Source organism: Dechloromonas hortensis, from assembly GCF_009469765.1.
Lineage (GTDB): Bacteria > Pseudomonadota > Gammaproteobacteria > Burkholderiales > Rhodocyclaceae > Azonexus > Azonexus hortensis.
The window spans coordinates 121,509-139,286 of sequence record NZ_SSSQ01000005.1; the positions used below are offsets into that span (position 1 = coordinate 121,509).

The 17,778-nt window shown below is 62.0% G+C and carries 23 protein-coding genes and 2 tRNA genes; 15 read left to right on the forward strand and 10 right to left on the reverse strand.

Annotation, left to right across the window (positions count from 1 at the left end; translation table 11 throughout):
- Positions 1-3: 3 nt before the first annotated feature.
- From GH663_RS10515 to GH663_RS10540, 6 genes are all read left to right on the forward strand, one after another.
- A complete protein-coding gene (locus GH663_RS10515; protein ID WP_246181554.1) occupies positions 4-630 on the forward strand; it encodes a chemotaxis protein in 627 nt (208 codons plus the stop codon).
- Between the two features lie 18 nt (positions 631-648).
- Positions 649-1,389, forward strand: coding sequence for an oxygen-binding di-iron domain-containing protein (locus tag GH663_RS10520; RefSeq protein WP_153131589.1), 741 nt, complete (start codon positions 649-651; stop codon positions 1,387-1,389).
- 84 nt (positions 1,390-1,473) lie between these two features.
- Entirely contained in the window at positions 1,474-1,920 is a 447-nt protein-coding gene (locus GH663_RS10525) for a hemerythrin domain-containing protein (RefSeq protein ID WP_066882688.1), read from the forward strand.
- Positions 1,917-2,144, forward strand: coding sequence for a DUF2249 domain-containing protein (locus tag GH663_RS10530; protein WP_066882687.1), 228 nt, complete (start codon positions 1,917-1,919; stop codon positions 2,142-2,144). The genes GH663_RS10525 and GH663_RS10530 overlap by 4 nt, the downstream gene beginning before the upstream one ends.
- Positions 2,145-2,171: 27 nt before the next feature.
- Positions 2,172-3,485: a hypothetical protein gene (locus GH663_RS10535; RefSeq protein ID WP_153131591.1), complete on the forward strand. Its 1,314-nt coding sequence runs from the start codon at positions 2,172-2,174 to the stop codon at positions 3,483-3,485.
- Positions 3,485-3,862: a SirB2 family protein gene (locus GH663_RS10540; RefSeq protein WP_153131780.1), complete on the forward strand. Its 378-nt coding sequence runs from the start codon at positions 3,485-3,487 to the stop codon at positions 3,860-3,862. Before GH663_RS10535 ends, GH663_RS10540 begins: the two co-directional genes overlap by 1 nt.
- A gap of 45 nt (positions 3,863-3,907) precedes the next feature.
- Here the strand turns inward: GH663_RS10540 and GH663_RS10545 are convergent, their stop codons facing one another.
- The gene (locus GH663_RS10545) at positions 3,908-5,893 is read right to left on the reverse strand and encodes a sigma-54-dependent Fis family transcriptional regulator (RefSeq protein ID WP_153131593.1); all 1,986 of its coding nucleotides are present in this window, start codon (positions 5,891-5,893) and stop codon (positions 3,908-3,910) included.
- 280 nt (positions 5,894-6,173) lie between these two features.
- Between GH663_RS10545 and pedF the strand changes: the two genes are divergently transcribed.
- Genes pedF through GH663_RS10565 form a run of 4 tightly spaced genes read left to right on the forward strand, consistent with a single transcriptional unit; the run spans position 6,174 to position 8,919 of the window.
- On the forward strand, positions 6,174-6,602 hold the full coding sequence (gene pedF, locus GH663_RS10550; RefSeq protein ID WP_153131595.1) for a cytochrome c-550 PedF: 429 nt from the start codon (positions 6,174-6,176) through the stop codon (positions 6,600-6,602).
- Positions 6,592-7,443, forward strand: coding sequence for a substrate-binding periplasmic protein (locus GH663_RS10555; RefSeq protein WP_153131597.1), 852 nt, complete (start codon positions 6,592-6,594; stop codon positions 7,441-7,443). The genes pedF and GH663_RS10555 overlap by 11 nt, the downstream gene beginning before the upstream one ends.
- 7 nt (positions 7,444-7,450) lie before the next feature.
- Positions 7,451-8,389, forward strand: coding sequence for a beta-propeller fold lactonase family protein (locus GH663_RS10560; protein WP_153131600.1), 939 nt, complete (start codon positions 7,451-7,453; stop codon positions 8,387-8,389).
- Positions 8,386-8,919, forward strand: a complete 534-nt coding sequence (locus tag GH663_RS10565) for a cytochrome b (protein WP_153131603.1) — start codon at positions 8,386-8,388, stop codon at positions 8,917-8,919. The genes GH663_RS10560 and GH663_RS10565 overlap by 4 nt, the downstream gene beginning before the upstream one ends.
- A 119-nt stretch (positions 8,920-9,038) precedes the next feature.
- On the opposite strand, the gene GH663_RS20985 is transcribed toward GH663_RS10565, so the two are convergent.
- From GH663_RS20985 to GH663_RS10575, 3 genes are all read right to left on the reverse strand, one after another.
- Positions 9,039-9,188 (reverse strand): hypothetical protein, encoded by a 150-nt coding sequence (locus GH663_RS20985; RefSeq protein ID WP_170291397.1) that lies wholly within the window; start codon positions 9,186-9,188, stop codon positions 9,039-9,041.
- A 111-nt stretch (positions 9,189-9,299) separates the two neighbouring features.
- Entirely contained in the window at positions 9,300-9,680 is a 381-nt protein-coding gene (locus GH663_RS10570) for a hypothetical protein (protein WP_153131605.1), read from the reverse strand.
- Between the two features lie 80 nt (positions 9,681-9,760).
- The gene (locus tag GH663_RS10575) at positions 9,761-10,060 is read right to left on the reverse strand and encodes a hypothetical protein (protein WP_153131606.1); all 300 of its coding nucleotides are present in this window, start codon (positions 10,058-10,060) and stop codon (positions 9,761-9,763) included.
- A 247-nt stretch (positions 10,061-10,307) separates the two neighbouring features.
- Between GH663_RS10575 and GH663_RS10580 the strand changes: the two genes are divergently transcribed.
- The 4 genes from GH663_RS10580 to GH663_RS10595 all read left to right on the forward strand — a co-directional run bounded on the left by GH663_RS10580 (position 10,308) and on the right by GH663_RS10595 (position 12,736).
- Entirely contained in the window at positions 10,308-11,228 is a 921-nt protein-coding gene (locus tag GH663_RS10580) for a transglutaminase-like domain-containing protein (RefSeq protein ID WP_153131608.1), read from the forward strand.
- A gap of 219 nt (positions 11,229-11,447) precedes the next feature.
- Positions 11,448-11,840, forward strand: a complete 393-nt coding sequence (locus GH663_RS10585) for a cupin domain-containing protein (protein ID WP_153131610.1) — start codon at positions 11,448-11,450, stop codon at positions 11,838-11,840.
- A gap of 58 nt (positions 11,841-11,898) precedes the next feature.
- On the forward strand, positions 11,899-12,270 hold the full coding sequence (locus GH663_RS21195) for a CsbD family protein (RefSeq protein ID WP_246181555.1): 372 nt from the start codon (positions 11,899-11,901) through the stop codon (positions 12,268-12,270).
- An 82-nt stretch (positions 12,271-12,352) separates the two neighbouring features.
- Positions 12,353-12,736: a PRC-barrel domain-containing protein gene (locus GH663_RS10595; RefSeq protein ID WP_153131612.1), complete on the forward strand. Its 384-nt coding sequence runs from the start codon at positions 12,353-12,355 to the stop codon at positions 12,734-12,736.
- Positions 12,737-12,920: 184 nt separating this feature from the next.
- Here GH663_RS10595 and GH663_RS10600 read toward each other — a convergent pair.
- From GH663_RS10600 to exaC, 5 genes are all read right to left on the reverse strand, one after another.
- Positions 12,921-13,005: transfer RNA gene (locus tag GH663_RS10600), tRNA-Leu, on the reverse strand.
- A 2-nt stretch (positions 13,006-13,007) separates the two neighbouring features.
- A tRNA-Val gene (locus tag GH663_RS10605) sits at positions 13,008-13,083 on the reverse strand.
- A 73-nt stretch (positions 13,084-13,156) separates the two neighbouring features.
- Positions 13,157-13,486 (reverse strand): c-type cytochrome, encoded by a 330-nt coding sequence (locus tag GH663_RS10610; protein WP_211371119.1) that lies wholly within the window; start codon positions 13,484-13,486, stop codon positions 13,157-13,159.
- Between the two features lie 29 nt (positions 13,487-13,515).
- On the reverse strand, positions 13,516-13,884 hold the full coding sequence (locus tag GH663_RS10615) for a DUF779 domain-containing protein (protein ID WP_153131614.1): 369 nt from the start codon (positions 13,882-13,884) through the stop codon (positions 13,516-13,518).
- 104 nt (positions 13,885-13,988) lie between these two features.
- The gene (gene exaC / locus GH663_RS10620) at positions 13,989-15,509 is read right to left on the reverse strand and encodes an acetaldehyde dehydrogenase ExaC (RefSeq protein ID WP_153131616.1); all 1,521 of its coding nucleotides are present in this window, start codon (positions 15,507-15,509) and stop codon (positions 13,989-13,991) included.
- 358 nt (positions 15,510-15,867) lie between these two features.
- On the opposite strand from exaC, the gene GH663_RS10625 reads away from it, so the two are divergent.
- Positions 15,868-16,782 carry a ParB/RepB/Spo0J family partition protein gene (locus tag GH663_RS10625; protein WP_153131618.1) on the forward strand — a complete coding sequence of 305 codons (915 nt, stop codon included), beginning with the start codon at positions 15,868-15,870 and terminating at the stop codon, positions 16,780-16,782.
- Positions 16,783-16,908: 126 nt separating this feature from the next.
- Here the strand turns inward: GH663_RS10625 and GH663_RS10630 are convergent, their stop codons facing one another.
- Positions 16,909-17,763, reverse strand: coding sequence for a cache domain-containing protein (locus GH663_RS10630; protein WP_153131620.1), 855 nt, complete (start codon positions 17,761-17,763; stop codon positions 16,909-16,911).
- Positions 17,764-17,778 lie beyond the last annotated feature (15 nt).

The following is a 17,778-nucleotide window of genomic DNA, read 5'->3' on the forward strand; positions in this document are numbered from 1 at the left end:
TGGATGATGATGAATGCCCTGACGATGAGCACAGCCCGGCCGCCGCCGGCTGGTGACGACCTATTGCGCATCGTGCGCATCAATGAAGAAATCAAGCGCGTGGTCGGGGTTTCCTTCAAGATCAACATCATGGCGCTCAACGCCATTTTCCTGGCCAAGCGGGCCGGTACGGCAGCCCGCGGCTTTGGCGTGCTGTCCAACGAATTGCGCGTTTTCTCGCAGGATCTGCGGACCTGCATGGAGGCGCTGACCGGTCTGATCCACGGCTGTGTCAACGAGGTCTCCATCGTGCTGCAGGACATCCGCTTTGCCCGACTGCTGCGCGAGGCGGCTGAACTGGCGCCGCAATCGGCAGCAATTGCCGTGCTGCAGCGGCGCGAGGATGAGAATGAAGCACATCGGCAAAAGCTGGCCAGCCTGCGCGGCCAACTGAAGCGGGCCCTCGAGGATGCTTTCCAGATGGTCGAACTGGGTGGTGTGTTGGCCAAGTCAGCCAAGATCGAGGCTGCCTACGGGCAGAGTTTTGCCCCGTCGCTGTCGCAGGTTTCCGGCGAGTTCGACGGCATTGTCGAAGAGATTCGCGGTTCGCTCGAATCCTTGCGCCGTTCGGCCTTTTTCACTGGCCATTGAGATTCCGGGAGGGGATACATGAAAACAACAAAGACCATTTTCCAGCAGGGCAACCATAAGTGGGTGGCGATCGTGCGCGACCCGGAGAAGCCCAATTACCTGGTCGATACCAACGAATACCTGGTGACCCATGGCGGCAAGGGGCTGCTGCTCGACCCGGGCGGCGCGGAAATCTTCCCGGCCGTCTTTTCGGCGCTGTCGGCCGAGTTCGATCCTTCGGCCTTGGCCGGCATCTTCGCCTCGCACCAGGACCCGGACATCTGTTCCTCACTGGCCCTGTGGCTCGAATTCAATCCTGGCATGCGCTGCTACGTCAGTTGGTTGTGGAGCAGTTTCATCCCGCATTTCGGCGGTACGGCGGATACCTTCGTGCCGATCCCCGACGAAGGCACCGACATTTCGCTGGAAGGCCTGATCCTGCAGGCGGTGCCGGCGCATTACCTGCATTCGTCCGGCAATTTCAACCTTTACGACAAGATCGCCAAGGTGATGTTCTCCGGCGACGTTGGCGCGGCACTCCTGCCACCTGGTGAAGACAGCCTGTTCGTCGAGGACTTCGATCGTCACATCCGCCATGCCGAAGGTTTTCACCGGCGCTGGATGGGGTCGAACGAGGCCAAGCGCCGCTGGTGCGAGCGGGTGTCGCAGATGGATATCGACATGCTCTGCCCGCAGCACGGCGCGATCTACCGTGGTGCCGACGTCCAGCGCTTCATCAACTGGTTCGACGACCTGCAGGTCGGTATCGTCAAAGCCTGATTCTTGCGGGATTTGACGGCGGTCAAGGTGGCCGCTGGCGGTGGCCCCGAGAATGGGGCCCTAGCCCAACGCCAAGAGTGAGCCATGACCACCATCAGAACTTTCATGACCGACGATCATCGCCATTGCGATGATCTGTTTGCCGAGGCCGAGCAGGCCATGGCCAAGAACAATATCGAAGCCGCCCGTGCGGCCTTCGCGCATTTCCAGTCGGCCATCCTGGCCCATTTCGCAGCCGAGGAAAAGACGCTTTTCCCGACTTTCGAAGCCAAGACCGGCATGAGCATGGGGCCGACCCAGGTCATGCGCATGGAACATGCCCAGATGCGTGCGCTGCTCGATGAAGCAGCCGCTGCGCTGGGCGCGGGCAATACCGAGGATTACCTCGGCCAGGCGGAAACCCTGCTGATCATGATGCAGCAGCACAACATGAAGGAAGAGAATATTCTCTACCCGATGTGCGACCAGCATCTGACCGAGGAACTGCCGGCCGTCCTTCAACACCTGGAAAGCGAATTGTCCGAAGCATGAGTCATCCCAAAACCCCGCATGTCGTCGACGCCCGTTTCATGGAGCCGCCGGAGCCTTTCGTCAAGACCATGGAAATGCTCGATCTCCTGAAGGATGGCGAGAAGATGCTGCTGCTGCTCTACCGCGAGCCGCATCCGCTCTACAAGGTGCTGAAGCAGAACGGTCACGCCTACGAGACCGAACTGATGCCGGACGGTACCTACGAAATCCTGATCTGGCCGTGATGCGCGCAAGCTGAGCCGCATCACCCGATGCAAGCCTTGCTCTCTTTCGAAAACACGCCTCCCTTCGCGGCACCGCTCCGGTTTTTTGTCACGGCGCCGCTGTTCGCCGTGCTCGCCGGGCTGTTGCTGCTACTCGAAGGGCCGGCCCTGTTCGCCTCGCGCTGGATGCCGGCGACGCTGGCCGCGACCCACCTGATGACGGTCGGCTTCATGCTGCAGGTCATGCTCGGCGCGCTGATCCAGATCCTGCCCGTGGTGGCCGGGGCCAACCTGAAACGCCCGCTGCTGATCGCGACGATTCTGCATCTCGGCCTCAGTATCGGTGCCTTGCTGCTGGCCGGTGGCTTCTATCTGGGCCAGCCGCTGCTATTGAGCGCTGCCGCCTTGCTGCTTGCCGCGACGGTACTGGTTTTCCTGGTCGCCACGACGCTGGCGCTGATCGGCGTGCCGTCGACCAGCCCGACCATTCGTGGCCTGAAGCTGGCCTTGTTCGGCCTGTTCGGCGTCGTCGCCCTCGGTGCCGTGATGGCCTTCGCGCTGGCCCATGGCTGGGCTTTGCCGCTGCCGGTGCTGACCGACCTGCATGCCGGCTGGGGCCTGGGCGGCTGGGCCGGCGTGCTGCTCGCCGCCATCGCCTACGTCGTGGTCCCGATGTTCCAGCTGACGCCGGGTTATCCGGCCAAGCCGAGCTGGTGGTTTCCGCTGGCCATGCTGAGCTTGCTGTTGTTGTGGAGCGCCGCCGTATTTTTTGACCTCAGCGCGCTGATCCGGCTTTGCCAGGGGCTGGCGGCGATCGTCGGCATCGCCTTCGCCGGTCTGACGCTGCGCCTGCAGCAACAACGGCGGCGGGCGCGGGCCGATGCCACCTACCATTACTGGCAACTGGGGCTGACGGCGAGCATTTTTGCCCTTTTGATGCTGTTGACCGCAGCACTCTGGCCGGCTGCCACCGATTCAGCTGGTTGGACCTTGCTCTTTGGTATCCTGCTGGTCGGCGGCGGTTTTCTGCCTTTCATCGTCGGCATGCTCTATAAAATCGTGCCCTTCCTGGCCTGGACCCATCTGCAGAACCAGGGGCAGGCCAAGGTTCCGGCGCCGAGCATGAACAAGATCCTGGCCGATACCGACATGCAGCGGCAGATGATCGCCTACGCGGCGGCGCTGGCGCTGTTGCTGGCCGCGGTGTTCTTCCCCGACTGGCTGGCCCGACCGGCCGGCCTGGGCTTCGCGCTGGCCAGCGGCTGGCTGTGGTTCAACCTGTTTGGCGCCATCCGCCGCTATCGCCAGTTCGGCCGGGATATCCAGGTCAAGCTGGCGGCCAAGTTGGCCGGGAGCAAATGATCTATCTCGCCCTGAAACATCTGCATGTCACCTGCGTCGTCCTCAGCGGTCTCGGCTTCTGCCTGCGCGGCTGGTGGATGCTGCGCGACTCGCCGATGCTGCAGCAGCGGCTGGTCCGCGTCCTGCCGCATGTCGTCGATACGCTACTGCTCGGCAGTGCGCTGAGCATGGCCTTTCTCAGCGGTCAGTATCCGTTCGTCCAGGGTTGGCTGACCGCCAAGCTGGGCGGTCTGCTCGCCTATATCGTGCTCGGCGCGATGGCCCTGAAGCGCGGCCGGACCAAGGCGATCCGCGCCCGCTACTTTGTTCTGGCGCTGCTTGCCTACGGCTATATCGTCAGCGTTGCGCTGAGCCGCAATCCCTTGCCCTGGCTGTAAAAAAGGCCCGGATCACCGGGCCTTTTGCGTTCGCTGGGGGCGGCCTTACAGCCTGCCCAGTTTGCGATACAGCGTATTGCGACTAATCCCCAGCTGGCGGGCTGCCGCCGAGATATTGCCACCGGCCGCTTCCAGCGTGCGCAGGGCGGCCTGGCGGCCGATCTCTTCGAGACTGCCGGCATTGTCGAGCGGCGCCGCGGCCCAGACGTCGCTGTTGGCGAGCGGCACGCTGGGGGCGATGGGCAGGCTTTCGAACAGCTCTTCCGGCAGGTGGGTTTCGCTGATCAGCGTTTCGCCGTCGTCAAGCAGCGCGATGGCGACCCGGATGACGTTGAACAACTGGCGGATATTGCCCGGCCAGCTATAGCTTTCCAGCGCCTGCATGGCGCTTTCCGTAAAGCGGACCGGGGTCCGGTTGCCGGTTTCGGCAGCGGCCAGCTTGCCGACCATCTGGCGGATGTCGGTCCGCTCGCGCAAGGCGGGCAGGGTGACGCACATGCCGTTCAGGCGGTAGTAAAGGTCTTCGCGGAAGCTGCCGCGCGCCACTTCCTCGCGCAGTTTCCGGTGAGTGGCGCAAACCAGCGAGATATCGACTTGGATGGCGCGGGTGCTGCCGAGCGGGGTCACGCAGCGTTCCTGCAGCACGCGCAGCAGGCGGGCCTGCAGGTTGAGCGGCATGTCGCCGATTTCGTCGAGGAAGAGGGTGCCGCCGTGCGCCTGCTGGATCTTGCCGGGGGCGCCTTCCTTGCGGGCGCCGGTGAAGGCGCCGCCCTGGTAGCCGAAGAGTTCCGATTCGATCAGCGTTTCCGGAATCGAGGCACAGTTCAGCGCAACGAAGGGGCCGCTCTGCCGTGAGCCGCTGTTGTGGAAGGCCTTGGCGAACATTTCCTTGCCAGCCCCGGATTCGCCCTGGATCAGGATCGGGATGTCGCGCCCGAGAATGCGCCGGGAGCGGTCGATGGCGGCCTGCAGGCGGGCGTCGCCGGTGTTCAGGGTGTCCAGCGTCAGTTGCGGGGCGGCAGCGTTTTCCTGGCGGCGCGGGGGCGGGCGAACGGCGGTCGGCTCGTCATAGACCCGGCCGGCGATGCTCAGCGGCGGCAACTGGCCGCGCAACTGGACGTGGATCTGCTTGCCATTGACCGAGATTTCGCAACTGCCTTGCGTGTTGCCGCGCAGGCGGTCGACAAGGGCGGACAGGTTGCTTTCAAAAACGATCGAGAAGTCGCGGCGCACGGCATCGACCTGGCGGATGCCGAGCAGTTCGAGGCCCTTGCGGTTCACCGCCAGCACTTGGCCGTCTGGCGAGACGGCGGCGATGCCTTCCTTGGGGCTGCCCAGGTAATCGGCCCGGCTATGGAAGCAGACCAGGATGTCGCGGGCGTGGATCGTTTCGAACAGGCGCTTTTCGACGATGGCCGACGACAGGCGGACCAGGCCGAGGGTGTGCCGTTGCTGGCTGCGATAGTCGCCGGAAATGTCGAGGACGCCGATCACCCGGCCATCCGGCCCGAAGATCGGACAGGCGCAGCAGGTCAGAAAGCCGTTGTGTTCGAGGAAGTGTTCGGCGCCGAGCACTTCGGTCGGCGCTTCTTCGGCCAGGGCGGTGCCGATGGCGTTGGTGCCGCGCTGGTTTTCATCCCAGGAGGCGCCGGCCATCAGCGCGATGCGGTCGGCGCGGTCGACGAAGTCGGGGTCGCCGACGGTTTCCAGCAGCAAGCCGTTGGCGTCGGCGAGGACGACCATGCTGCCCGATTCGCGGATCTGTTCGAACACATGTTCCATGATCGGCCGGCCCTGGGCCAGCAGGTAGCGGTTGCGGTCCTGCTCGGTCTTCAGTGCGACACGGTCGAGCGATTCAACACCGGGCAGCGGGTGCTGCTCGGTCAGGCCGAAGCGCAGGCAGCGTTCCCAGGAGCGGAGGATCAGCGGATCGACCAGGCCCTCGGGCAGGTTGCCGCGGTCGAAGAACAGCTGCCGGGCTTGTTGCAGGCGCTGGCCATGTGTCTCGGCCGCAAGTTGAAGTTGTCCCATCTCTCCTCCAGCATTCCAGTTGTCGTTTTTTGTATTTTTTGTTGTTTCATAACGTAACACTTGCACATTTTATAAGCAATGCACCGAGCACTGCTGCGGAAAGATGAGCAAATGCTGTGCCACATCGGACCATATTTTCCTCGGGGAGTTGCCGGCCCCGGGATCAATAGTTGCGATGGAGGCATTTGCATTTCTCGCTGGACAGCATCGCGTCCCTGGCACAGGCTTTGCAGAAGGTTGAGCACACAAGCTGTTAAACGTACTCACCAAAGGAGCCATTGTGAAAAAATCTGTCCGCTATCTCGGTGCTGTTATCGGTGCCCTCTTTATTGGCGCAGCCGTCCCGGAAGTTTTCGCCCACGGCGACGTCGTGCCGCAGGCGGTCGACACCACCGGCCTGAAAAACCTGGGCGCCGACTGGCAGGCCGCCAACCCTTACCGCAAGGACAAGACGGCGATTCGCATCGGCGATTCCGCCTTCAACCAGAACTGTGCCCGCTGCCATGGCCTCGGCGCCATTTCCGGCGGCATCGCCCCGGACCTGCGTTACCTGCCGCTCGGCGACGAAGGCGACGAAGTGTTCATGCAGCGCATCCGCAAGGGTGCCGTGCGCGACGGCCGTGTCTATATGCCGCCGTTCGAAGGCACGCTGAGCCAGGAAGCGATGTGGGCCATCCGTACCTGGCTGGAAACTGTCCATGAAGACTGATCGCCGCCTCTGGCTGAAGGCGCTCGCCGCCTCGCCGCTCCTGCTGGCGCTGCCGGCCGTGGCTGATGAAGACGGGCTGGCTGCCATTCGCCAGCGCGGCCGCCTGCGCATCGCCGTCTATAACGATTTTCCGCCTTACTCGATGAAGGGCGGCAAAGGTATCGATGCCGATCTCGGGCGGGCGATTGCCGAAAAGCTCGGCCTGGCCCCGGAAATCGTCGGTTTCAATGCCGACGAGGACATGAACGACGACCTGCGCAACATGGTCTGGAAAGGCCATTACCTGGGCACCCAGCCGGCTGATGTGATGCTGCATGTGCCGGTCGACGAGCATCTGGCGCGGGCCAACGACAAGGTGCGCATCTTCGGCGCCTATCATCGCGAATCGCTGGCCCTGGCCCGCAAGCCGGAACGCGTGCCGGCGCTGTCCGGGTCGGCGGCGGTGGCGCTGGAAATCTTCACCCGGGAAAAGATCGGCGTCGAAACGGCGTCGCTGGCCGACTCCTTCCTGCTTGGCGTGCTGAACGGCCGGCTGCGCGAGAACGTCGTGCATTTTGCGACGGTCGGCGAGGCGACGCAGGCCTTTGCCAAAGGCGAACTGGCCGCCGTGTTGGCGCCGCGCGCTGAACTGGAAGCCGGCCTCAAGGGTCAACAGGGGTACGCGCTCGATACGCCGAAGTTCGCCGAACTGAAGATCGACGGCTGGCCACTCGGCATGGCTGTCAAGGCTGAGGAAAAGGAACTGGCTGAGGCGATTGCCGCGGCCCTGGCCGATCTGAAGCGCGATGGTACGGTGGCGGCCATTTTCAAGCGTCACGGTATTTCCCATCTCCCAGCCTGAGGTCGATATGCGCTCCCTGACTCCGCTTCTTGCCGCGCTGGCGCTGGCCTTTGCCGGCCCGGCGCTGGCTGGCCCGCTGGCTTATGTACCGAACGAAAAATCGGCCAGCGTCAGCATCATCGATACGGCGACCGACCGGCGTCAGGGCGAGATCGTCGTCGGCCAGCGGCCGCGCGGCTCGGCCAGCGATGGCGCGCATCTCTATCTGACCGACGCCAAGGCCGGCAGCCTGCTCATTGTCGATACCGCTGCCGGCAAGCTGCTGCGCAGCGTTCGCCTCGGCGATTCGCCGGAAGGCATCAGCCTGTCGGCCGATGGCAAGCTGCTGGCGGTGGCCGTCGAGGACGACAACAGCGTCGTCCTGCTGACCGCGCCGGAGGGCAGGGAAGTGGCCCGCATCAAGGTGCGTGGCCGCAATCCCGAGCATGCCGTGTTCAGCCCCGATGGCCGCTGGCTCTACGTCAGCGCCGAAGAGGCCGAGCAACTCGACGTCATCGATGTCGCGGCCCGTCGCCAGGTGGCGAGCATTGCAGTCGGCAAGCGGCCGCGCGGCATCGCCTTCCTGCCTGATGGCAGTCGCGCCTACGTCGCCTGCGAAATGGCCGGCAAGGTCTATGCGATCGACGTTGCGCAGCAGCGGGTGGTCGCCGAAATCCAGGCCGGGCAATACCCGAACGGCCTGGCGGTACACCCCGACGGCAAGCGGGTTTTCGTCTCGAATGGGCGCGACCCGTCGGTGATGGCGATCGATACCGCCAGCAATACCGTGGTGGCCAGCGTCGAAGTCGGCAAGCGGCCGTGGAACATGGCGCTGACGCCGGATGGCGCCAAGCTCTACGTTGCCAACGGGCGCTCGAACAGCGTTTCGGTGATCGATACCGCCAGCTTCAAGAAGCTGAGCGATATCGAAGTCGGCGAACTGCCCTGGGGCGTCAGCATCCGATGAGCGGCACCCGCTACTCCCTGCCGGCCATCATTCTGCATTGGGCGATGGCGGTCATCGTCTGCTGGCTGCTCTGGCGCGGCTGGACGATGATCGATCTCCCCAAGGGCGCCGAGCGCACCGCGGCCTACAGCCTGCACAAGTCCTTTGGCCTGCTCGTCCTGCTGCTGCTCGCCATCCGCCTTGCCTGGCGTCGCCGGGAACCGCCGCCACCGCTCACCGTCTCCGACTGGGAAGCGAAACTCGCCCACCTGACCCACCACGCGCTCTACGCCTTCCTGCTGCTGGCGCCGCTGGCCGGCTATCTGGCCTCGTCCTTCTCCTCCTATCCGCTGAAATTCTTCGGTCTGGAAGTGCTCAAGGCCGGCTGGCCGGATGAGGGGCTGAACGGCGTGTTCAAGCTGCTGCACGTGGCGGCGGCTTGGGGCGGAGCGGGCTTGGTTGCCTTGCATGTGGCTGGCGCCGCCAAGCATGCCATTCAGCGTGATGGCACCTTGCGTCGCATGTTGCCCGGCAAGTTGTTCAGGAATTGAACAGTTGTGCTGTGCTGGAGCAGTGCTCTGTCACAGCCTTGTCACATCGCCGGTGGCGAGTCCGGCGGTCGACGGCCTGGAAAGGCAAAAAATGCCCAGCTTGTCCGGTGCCCGCCAATTCAATAGACCCAGACGATGACGGCGATGCAGGCAATCACAAAGCCCAGCGTCAGGTACAACTCAGCCCCGGTGGCCAGCGCGATGCCGGCCGCGAGCAATCCGGCAGCAATCGCTGCCAGCAAAATCGTTTTTCTGGAGCGTCTTCGCATGATCGGATTGTGCGCCGTTTGGCCGCCGCCAGAAGGATCTGGATCAAATTAAAGGCAAGAAAAAACCCGCACGGCGGCGGGTTGGTCGAGGCGCTTGCACCGCCGGCCGGGCTATTTCTTCGCCTCCTGGGCGGCGGCTTCGGCCGCCACCGGAGCGACGCTTTCAATTTCGGTCAGCGTCAGCAAGCCATCGCCGGACTTGACGATCTTGTAGGTCGCGTCCGGCTTCTCGCTGGCCTTCTTCAGCACGGCCTGCCACTCGATTTCGGCACTGCGCAGCCCATCAACTTTTTTGTGAACGCTGGCAATGCTCTCGGCGAGGTCGGTTTTAAGACTCTCGTTGAAGGCTTCGACCTTGCTCGCCGTCGGGTTGAGCACCAACAGGGCCGTATTGACCAGGGAGAGGGCCAGTGCGCAGCCGATCAGGATGATCAGCAGTTTGTTGGGGTTGGATTGCTTGGCCGCCGCCGGGGCCGATTCAACATCGCTCATGTTCGCCTCGCTATGTGCTTGCTCGGGATGGACGGCTGCAGCTTACCGAGTAATCGCCAGCAACGCCAGAAGGCGGCAGGTCACGGGTGCGAGCCGATCACCGCCATGGCACCGATCAGGATGCTGGCAAAGAGCATCAGATTGACGCCATCGGAAAAACGCACCGGCTCGCCGGTCTTGCGTGAGCGCTTGCCGCGATAAGCGGCAATGCCGACCACGATGGCGTGAATAAAGGCAAAACAGCCACCGAGCAGAAATATGGTCGGCAACAGCAGGACGAGATCGTCGGTATTGATCCGGTCGCTGGCGACCAGGCCGGCGCAAGCGGCGGCGAGCACGGCACCGGCAATGGCGTAGGGTTTGAAAGGGGCGAAGGACATTGGCGTCGTGCCGTAGAAGAGAGGTGGCAATTATCCGCGATTCGCTTCAGTTGGACGTGGCTAACGAAAAGTTGCCGGGGACTTGGCTTGCCGAGCGGTTGGGGCGCCGGGCTTGAAACAGGTCTTGCTCCTGGAGACGGTATGAGCAAAGCAAACCTCAGCCATCGCTCTGTGTCCCGGCGCACAGTGTTTGCGGCGAGGCTGACTTATGGTTGGGTTGCCCAACAATCGAAAGCTCGCCCACTTCATGATCCGGATCGACTTGCAGATTGACTTAACGTATGAAATTGACGGCGCAGGTGCCGATTTCGTTTTCAACATACATGCCGCACAGACGCCGAATCAGCGGGTTTCCACCGAAAACCTGACGCTGAACCAGCCCATCTCGCCCAGGATGTATACGGCGCCCGGAACCGGCAATCGCTATCTGCAGTTGCATGCGGCTCCAGGTGCCTTGAGTCTTGGCTACTCCGCGCAGATCGACCTGATGCATCACTTGGCCGATCCGGTCAAAATCGCCGAAGTCCCTGTGTGTGACATGCCGCCCGAGGTCATTGGCTATATCTATCCCAGCCGGTATTGCCAGTCGGACCTGCTGATCAAGCTGGCCAACAACGAGTTCGGAAAACTGACGCAAGGATATAGCCGGGTCCAGGCAATACAGGACTGGGTCAAAAGGCATGTCACCTTTGCACTGAACAGTTCGAACACCAACACTTCGGCGATCGATACGCTCATTCAACGTGTCGGCGTTTGTCGCGATTTCGCTCACCTGATGATCGCCCTTTGCCGCGCCCTCAACATTCCGGCCCGCTTCGCCACAGGCACGGATTACGGAGCCGACCCGACGCTCGGTCCGCCCGATTTTCAGGCCTACGTCGAGGTTTACCTCGGTTACCGCTGGTATATCTTCGATCCTTCCGGCACCGGGATTCCGATGGGGTTCGTCCGTTTCGGTACAGGCCGGGATGCGGCCGATGTGTCCATCGCGACAGTTTTTGGTGCGGTCAGGACGCATGCCGCAGTCATTCGCGCTGTCGCTGTCGAGAATTCTGCCAATGGCATGGTGTTGCCATATTTCTGCGACGAAGCCTTATCAACCGACAGTTCGACGATGCCAGCCGCCAGCGAATTTACTCAGAGCAGTGAACAGCCATTGCTTTGGTAGGGCAAGGCAGGCTTTTGTGCGTGCTGGCGTACAGAGCGTGACGGAAGTGCGGAGTAAGGTGAAATCGGCTGGGCAATACGAATTGCCCAGCCGATTAAGCGAAAGGAAACGCTAATGAACAACATTATCTACATCGTCGGGCTGATCGTTGTCGTGATCGCCGTACTCTCATTTTTTGGCCTGCGATAAAGCACCGAGCGCCGTAAAAAAGGAGTTGTGATGAAGGGCTTTGTGCAGGACATCGAGAGTCTCGCCGTCAAAAACGACAAGTTTCGCCAAGTGCTATATACCGGCAAAAAATCCCAGCTCGTGCTGATGTCCCTGAAGCCGCAGGAAGACATCGGCGCAGAGATTCATCAGGTCGACCAGTTCTTCCGTGTCGAAGAAGGTTCCGGCGAAGCCGTTCTGAATGGCGCCAGAACGCCGATTCAAGCTGGCTTCGCAGTACTCGTGCCGGCCGGGGTGAATCACAACATCATCAACACCGGCAGCGTGCCGCTCAAGCTCTATACGCTCTATGCCCCACCCAATCATCGGGATGGCGTCGTTCACGAGACCCGTGCCGACGCTGAGGGGGACACTGAGCAATTCAACGGCAAAACGACTGAATAGATAGCTGACGCACCGTTTTGCGTCCGCCTTGCCAGTCGATCTCCTTTGAGAGATTTCGGTGAAAAACGCCGGTTATCAGGCCGCGCGTACGGCCAATTTGTCTGCTCGCCAACGTTGGCCAGGCCCGTTTGTTAAGCGTCCCAGCGCACCGATTTTCGGCGTCGCCTTACCTATTCTCTCCATCACGGATGCCGGATCGCAACTCAGGCACCCGTTCCATTCATCTAGTTATCAGGAGTTCACCATGAACAAGGATCAAGCCAAGGGGCGTCTCGAAGAAGCCAAAGGCAAAGTCAAGGAAGTTGCCGGCAACCTCGTCGGCAACGACGATCTGGAGTTGAAAGGAAAGATTCAAAAATCTGGCGGAAAAATCCAGGCCGCCTACGGCGACCTGAAAGAAGACATCAAGGACGCCAGCAAGGGGAAATAGATATTCGAAGCCTTGGCCGAACCCTTCAGCCAACAATCTCTTTCCCATTCAGTCATTCACCAAACAAATTCAGGAGCATCAAATGAACGATACGATCAACACCGAAGTAATCAATACCACCCGTCGTGGCTCAAGATTACTCAGCGCCAGCACGCTGAGCAGTGACGATGTGTACAACCCGAAAGGTGAAAAGCTGGGCAGCATCAAGGAACTCATGTTGGACATCGAAAGCGGCAGAGTTTGCTACGCCGTGCTCTCCTTCGGCGGCTTCCTCAGCCTCGGCGAAAAGCTGTTTGCCGTACCCTGGAGCGCCCTGAAGGTCGACACTGAAAACAAGCGCCTTATTATGGATACCGACGAAGAACGCCTGAAGAATGCCCCGGGATTCGATAGCGACAACTGGCCCAACATGGCCGATAGCACCTGGGAAAAGAGCGTCCACGCCTATTACGGTACAACCTACTGAAGCAATCTGGCGGCCGCTTGCGCCTGATGCGCCCAGCTTCCGGCGTATCAGCCAAAATCGCCTGACCGAGAGCGAGTGTCGGATTTCAATATTGCATGTTCGAGAGCAGTAGACGAAAAAAAGGCCGGAACCCTTGTATCAACAAGCTGTTTCGGCCTTTATCGGACTGCTTTGTACTTTCTTTTGGTGCTCTGGGCGAGACTCGAACTCGCACACCTTACGGCACTACCCCCTCAAGATAGCGTGTCTACCAATTTCACCACCAGAGCACTGGTGCGTCCTGACGGGGTCGAACCGCCGACATTCGCCTTGTAAGGGCGACGCTCTACCAACTGAGCTAAGAACGCGAAAGGGCGCGCATTATAGCCGCGTTTGACCGGTTTTGGTCAAGCGCGGCGGATTTTTTTTGCCAAGGCGCCATCAATTCAGGCTGAGGATCCACTGAATGGCGGCTTTCAGATCTTCATCGCTGATCTTGTCGGCACCGTGCGGGAGCATCGGGATTTCGCCCCAGTTGCCGCTGCCGCCGGCGCGCACCTTGTCGAACAGCTTGCTCGGGGCGCCGGCGTCGCCACGGTACTTGGCGGCTACGTCCTTGTAGGCGGGGCCGACGCGCTTGGCGTCGACGGTATGGCAGGCGACGCAGCGTGCCTTCTTGACGATGGCTTCGGAGGCCTGGGCCGGGCTGGTCAGCGTCAGCAGGCTGGCGGCGAGCAGGGGCAGCAACAAAGCGGTGGCGGATGACTTCATGTTTCGGTTCCTTGTAAAAATGGCTGCCGTCAGACGAGGCCGGCAGCTTGCAGTTCGGCCCATTCTGCGTCGTTGAAAACGCGCGAGCGGGTGTGGAAGGCCTTGCCTTCCGGGCCTTCGAGCGAGAAGGTGCCGCCGTGACCGTCGATGACGTCGATGATCAGTTGCGTGTGCTTCCAGTACTCGTACTGCGACTTGCTGATGTAGAAGGGCACGCCGCCGATCTGGCCGAGCAGGACATCGCCGGCGCCGATGGTCAGTTCGCCGGGCAGGTAGCAGTTGGCGGCGCTGTTGTCGCAACAGCCGCCGGACTGGTGGAACATCAGTTCGCCATGCTTGGCCTGCAGCTGCTTGATCAGTTCCAGCGTGGCTTCGGTGGCAATGACGCGGTCGACCATGGATTTCTCCCGATTTTCAGAACGGCCCGCTAAAAAAAGGGGGCGGTTGCCCGCCCCCGAAGAGTTGCCCGCAACTGGGCCAGTGGAGGAGATGCGTTGCCCGGTTAGAAGAAGCCCAGCTTCTGTTCGGCGTAGCTGACCAGCAGGTTCTTGGTTTGCTGGTAGTGGTCGAGCATGACCTTGTGGGTCTCGCGGCCGATACCGGATTCCTTGTAGCCACCGAAGGCAGCGTGCGCCGGGTAGGCGTGGTAGCAGTTGGTCCACACGCGGCCGGCCTGGATGGCGCGACCCATGCGGTAGGCGACGTTGCCGTTGCGGCTCCAGACGCCGGCGCCGAGGCCGTACGGGGTATCGTTGGCGATGGCCAGGGCTTCGGCTTCGTCCTTGAAGGTGGTCACGGCGAGCACCGGCCCGAAGATTTCTTCCTGGAAGATGCGCATCTTGTTGTGGCCCTTGAACAGGGTCGGCTGGATGTAGAAGCCGCCTTCGATGTCGCCGCCGAGGTGGGCGCGTTCGCCACCGATCAGGACCTGGGCGCCTTCGTCCTTGCCGAGCTGCAGGTAGGACTGGATCTTGGTCATCTGTTCCTGCGAGGCCTGGGCACCCATCATGGTGTCGGTGTCGAGCGGGCTGCCCTGCTTGATCGCGGCAACGCGCTTCAGGCAACGCTCCATGAACTTCTCGTAGATCGATTCCTGGATCAGGGCACGGCTCGGGCAGGTACACACTTCGCCCTGGTTGAAGGCGAACAGCACCAGACCTTCGATGGCCTTGTCGAGGAAGCCGTCATCCTTGTCCATGACGTCGGCGAAGAAGATGTTGGGCGACTTGCCACCCAGTTCCAGCGTGGCCGGAATCAGGTTGTTGGCGGCGGCCTGGGCGATGACGCGGCCGGTCGAGGTCGAGCCGGTGAAGGCGATCTTGGCGATCCGCTTGCTGGTGGCGAGCGGCATGCCGGCTTCGCGGCCAAAACCATTGACGATGTTCAGCACGCCCGGCGGCAGGATGTCGGCGATCAGTTCGGCCAGGATCAGGATGGAGATCGGGGTCGATTCGGCCGGCTTCAGCACGACGCAGTTGCCGGCGCCGATGGCCGGGGCCAGTTTCCAGGCCGCCATCAGGATCGGGAAGTTCCACGGAATGATCTGGCCGACGACGCCGAGCGGCTCGTGGATGTGATAAGCCATGGTGTTCTCGTCGATTTCCGAGATGCCGCCTTCCTGCGAGCGCAGGCAGCCGGCGAAGTAGCGGAAGTGGTCGACGGCGAGCGGGATGTCGGCCGCCAGGGTTTCGCGGATCGGCTTGCCGTTATCGACGGTCTCGGCATAGGCCAGCAGTTCGAGGTTGGCTTCGAGACGGTCGGCGATCTTGAGCAGGATGTTCGAACGCGTCGCCGCATCGGTCTTGCCCCATTTCGGGAAAGCAGCGTGGGCGGCGTCGAGCGCCAGTTCGACGTCTTCGGCGGTGGAGCGGGCGGCCATGGTGTAAGGCTTGCCGTTGACCGGGGTCACGACGCTAAAATATTCACCCTTGACCGGGGCAACCCATTTGCCGTTGATGAAATTGTCGTACTTGGCCTTGTAGGCGATTTTGGCGCCGGCGTTACCGGGAGCTGCGTAGAGCATGTTTGTCTCCAGTTTCTTAAATTGAGTTGCGAACAATGGTTCAAGGCCGACAGGTCGTGGTTCAAATCGAACATTGCTACCTGTCTGTCTCGTGCCTAATAAAGTGCATGCCGTGTGCCAAGCCGTCGCTAGCTGTGCCAATGCTTTGAAGGTTGCATTGAATCAATGACTTAAGTGTTTTGGTTGGCGGCGGGTGACACACTGCTTTGTCATGCACCTGATCAACGCCGGAGCAGGTGCTCAATTCTGGAGCGGTGCACCCATGGGGCAGGGCAAATTGCCCGAATGCAGCGCTTGGGCTTGAAAAATGGTCCGATCCCGGTGAACATGCTGCCCCTTTCCGATTTGCCGAGCCGCCATGACTTTCAAAGACACATCCATCCAGTTCCAGATGCTCGACGTGACGCTGATCGAGCCGGACCCGGCGCATCCGCGCCAGCAAATCGACGAAACCAGCCTCAAGGGCCTGGCCAATGCCATTGCCAAGAAAGGCCTGATCCACCCGCTGGTCGTCCAGCCGGCCGACAGTGGCGGGCGCTATCGCCTGATCGTCGGCGAACGGCGCTGGCGTGCCGCCCAACTGGCCGGCGAGCAGCGCGTGCCGGCCCTGATCCACGCCTGCCCGGCCGACGAAGTACTGGAAGTGCGCATTTTCGAAAACCTCGGCCTCGGCGTGCGCGCTGCCTTGGAGCCGCGCGACATGGCCAACGCCATCCAGAACATCGCCCAGCGCTTCGAAACGCCGGAAGCCGCCGCCGACCACTTTGGCCGCAGCTCCGCCTGGCTCAGCCAGGCCACCGCCGCCGCCAACCTGTCGCCGAAAGTCAGCGCCTTGCTCGATTCCGGCAAGATCGCCAGCACCGGCGCCGCCATCCAGCTCGAAAAACTCGCCCAGAAAAACGAAGCTCGCGCCGAAACGCTGATCGTCCAGACCGCGCAACTGCCGGAAGGCGAAAAACTGGCCAAGAAAGTCATCGACAGCGCGCTCTCCGAAGAAGGGGGCCGTCGCCGCAAGAAGGAAGAAGCCGAACCGGAAGCCGCTCCCGCAGCGGCGGCACCGGTCGCCACGGCACCCGCCACCGCCAGCATCCCGCCCTGGGAAGAGGCGCCGGCCGCCCCGGTCACGCCGCCCGCTGCGCCCCGCCAGCGCGTCAATCCGGGCAAGGTCAAAATGGTCGCCGAACTGCTCGGCCTCGACGACGGTGACGAAGAAGAAATCCTGGTCCGCCTGATCGACGAATTCCTGGCGTTGAAAGGCGAGGGCAACGCGTAGTTCCTGCCGGCGCAGGCGATCTGCTCCCCGCCAATAAAAATGGCGCATCCGATCGATGCGCCATTTTGCTTTTTGCCCTTTTTACCCGGTCGACCGCAGCGGTCGTCCGGTTGGAGCGATCAGGCTTTACTCGGTGTAGAAACCGACCCCGATCAGGCTGCCGTTTTCGCGGCGGATGAAGGTGCGTTTCTTTTCGACGCTGTTGGTGACCGGGTTGCGCCAGACGTAGTCGACCGTGCCTTCGCCCTTGCTCTTGGCCAGTTCGAGCATGTCCTTGACCAGCGGGTGGCCTTCGACGTCGTGCAGGTCGCTGGCGTTGGTGCCGGTCCATTTCGGGTTCATGCCGTGGGCTTCGAACTTGCCGCTGGCCAGGTTGATGGCGAAGACGTAGAGGTCGTCACGCACGAAGGGGCCGCGCGGGTCGTTGAAGCTGGCCAGGGCCTTGGCCATGCCTTGTTTCTTGACCTGGGCGCTGGCCGCGTCGAGCAGTTTCTTGGCGTCGTCGGCGGTCGAGCGCGGGGCATAGTAGCCGACGCCGAGGATGTGCTGGCCTTCGCGGTGCAGCCAGGCGACCTTCGGTTCGACGTGGTTGCTCTGGCGGTTGAGCCAGACGTAGCGGATGCGCGCTTCCTGCTGCTTGTCGGTGACGGCGATCATCTGGCGGAAGAGCGGATTGCCGGCAGCGTCGACGGTGTCCAGCACCTTGAGGCCGATCAGGCTGTCGGGGGCGGCGCCATTGGCGACGTAAGTGCCCTGCAGGTCGATGACGTAGACGTAGAGATCCTTTTTGACGAAGGGGCCCTTCTTGTTGTTGAAGGCGGCCCAGGCTTTTTCCGGGCCGTTGGCTTGTAGGTATTTGACGGCCTGGTCGAAGAGGGCGCGGGCCTCGCGCGGCGTGGCGTGCTCGGCGGCGCTGGCCAGCGTACTGGCGGCGAGCATGAGCAGGCCGGCCAGGCTGGATCTGAGGGTGGTTTTATTCATGGATTGTCTCCGGTG

Coding starts and splice junctions, on each gene's coding strand:
- GH663_RS10585 (WP_153131610.1), top strand. CDS start 11,448: ATGAAGGGCTTTGTGCAGGACATCGAGAGTCTCGCCGTCAAAAACGAC.
- GH663_RS10625 (WP_153131618.1), top strand. CDS start 15,868: ATGACTTTCAAAGACACATCCATCCAGTTCCAGATGCTCGACGTGACG.
- GH663_RS10560 (WP_153131600.1), top strand. CDS start 7,451: ATGCGCTCCCTGACTCCGCTTCTTGCCGCGCTGGCGCTGGCCTTTGCC.
- GH663_RS10580 (WP_153131608.1), top strand. CDS start 10,308: ATGATCCGGATCGACTTGCAGATTGACTTAACGTATGAAATTGACGGC.
- GH663_RS10515 (WP_246181554.1), top strand. CDS start 4: ATGATGATGAATGCCCTGACGATGAGCACAGCCCGGCCGCCGCCGGCT.
- GH663_RS10545 (WP_153131593.1), bottom strand. CDS start 5,893: ATGGGACAACTTCAACTTGCGGCCGAGACACATGGCCAGCGCCTGCAA.
- GH663_RS10530 (WP_066882687.1), top strand. CDS start 1,917: ATGAGTCATCCCAAAACCCCGCATGTCGTCGACGCCCGTTTCATGGAG.
- GH663_RS10520 (WP_153131589.1), top strand. CDS start 649: ATGAAAACAACAAAGACCATTTTCCAGCAGGGCAACCATAAGTGGGTG.
- GH663_RS10610 (WP_211371119.1), bottom strand. CDS start 13,486: ATGAAGTCATCCGCCACCGCTTTGTTGCTGCCCCTGCTCGCCGCCAGC.
- GH663_RS10565 (WP_153131603.1), top strand. CDS start 8,386: ATGAGCGGCACCCGCTACTCCCTGCCGGCCATCATTCTGCATTGGGCG.
- GH663_RS20985 (WP_170291397.1), bottom strand. CDS start 9,188: ATGCGAAGACGCTCCAGAAAAACGATTTTGCTGGCAGCGATTGCTGCC.
- GH663_RS10630 (WP_153131620.1), bottom strand. CDS start 17,763: ATGAATAAAACCACCCTCAGATCCAGCCTGGCCGGCCTGCTCATGCTC.
- GH663_RS10535 (WP_153131591.1), top strand. CDS start 2,172: ATGCAAGCCTTGCTCTCTTTCGAAAACACGCCTCCCTTCGCGGCACCG.
- GH663_RS10555 (WP_153131597.1), top strand. CDS start 6,592: ATGAAGACTGATCGCCGCCTCTGGCTGAAGGCGCTCGCCGCCTCGCCG.
- exaC (WP_153131616.1), bottom strand. CDS start 15,509: ATGCTCTACGCAGCTCCCGGTAACGCCGGCGCCAAAATCGCCTACAAG.
- GH663_RS10570 (WP_153131605.1), bottom strand. CDS start 9,680: ATGAGCGATGTTGAATCGGCCCCGGCGGCGGCCAAGCAATCCAACCCC.
- GH663_RS10595 (WP_153131612.1), top strand. CDS start 12,353: ATGAACGATACGATCAACACCGAAGTAATCAATACCACCCGTCGTGGC.
- GH663_RS10615 (WP_153131614.1), bottom strand. CDS start 13,884: ATGGTCGACCGCGTCATTGCCACCGAAGCCACGCTGGAACTGATCAAG.
- GH663_RS10575 (WP_153131606.1), bottom strand. CDS start 10,060: ATGTCCTTCGCCCCTTTCAAACCCTACGCCATTGCCGGTGCCGTGCTC.
- GH663_RS10525 (WP_066882688.1), top strand. CDS start 1,474: ATGACCACCATCAGAACTTTCATGACCGACGATCATCGCCATTGCGAT.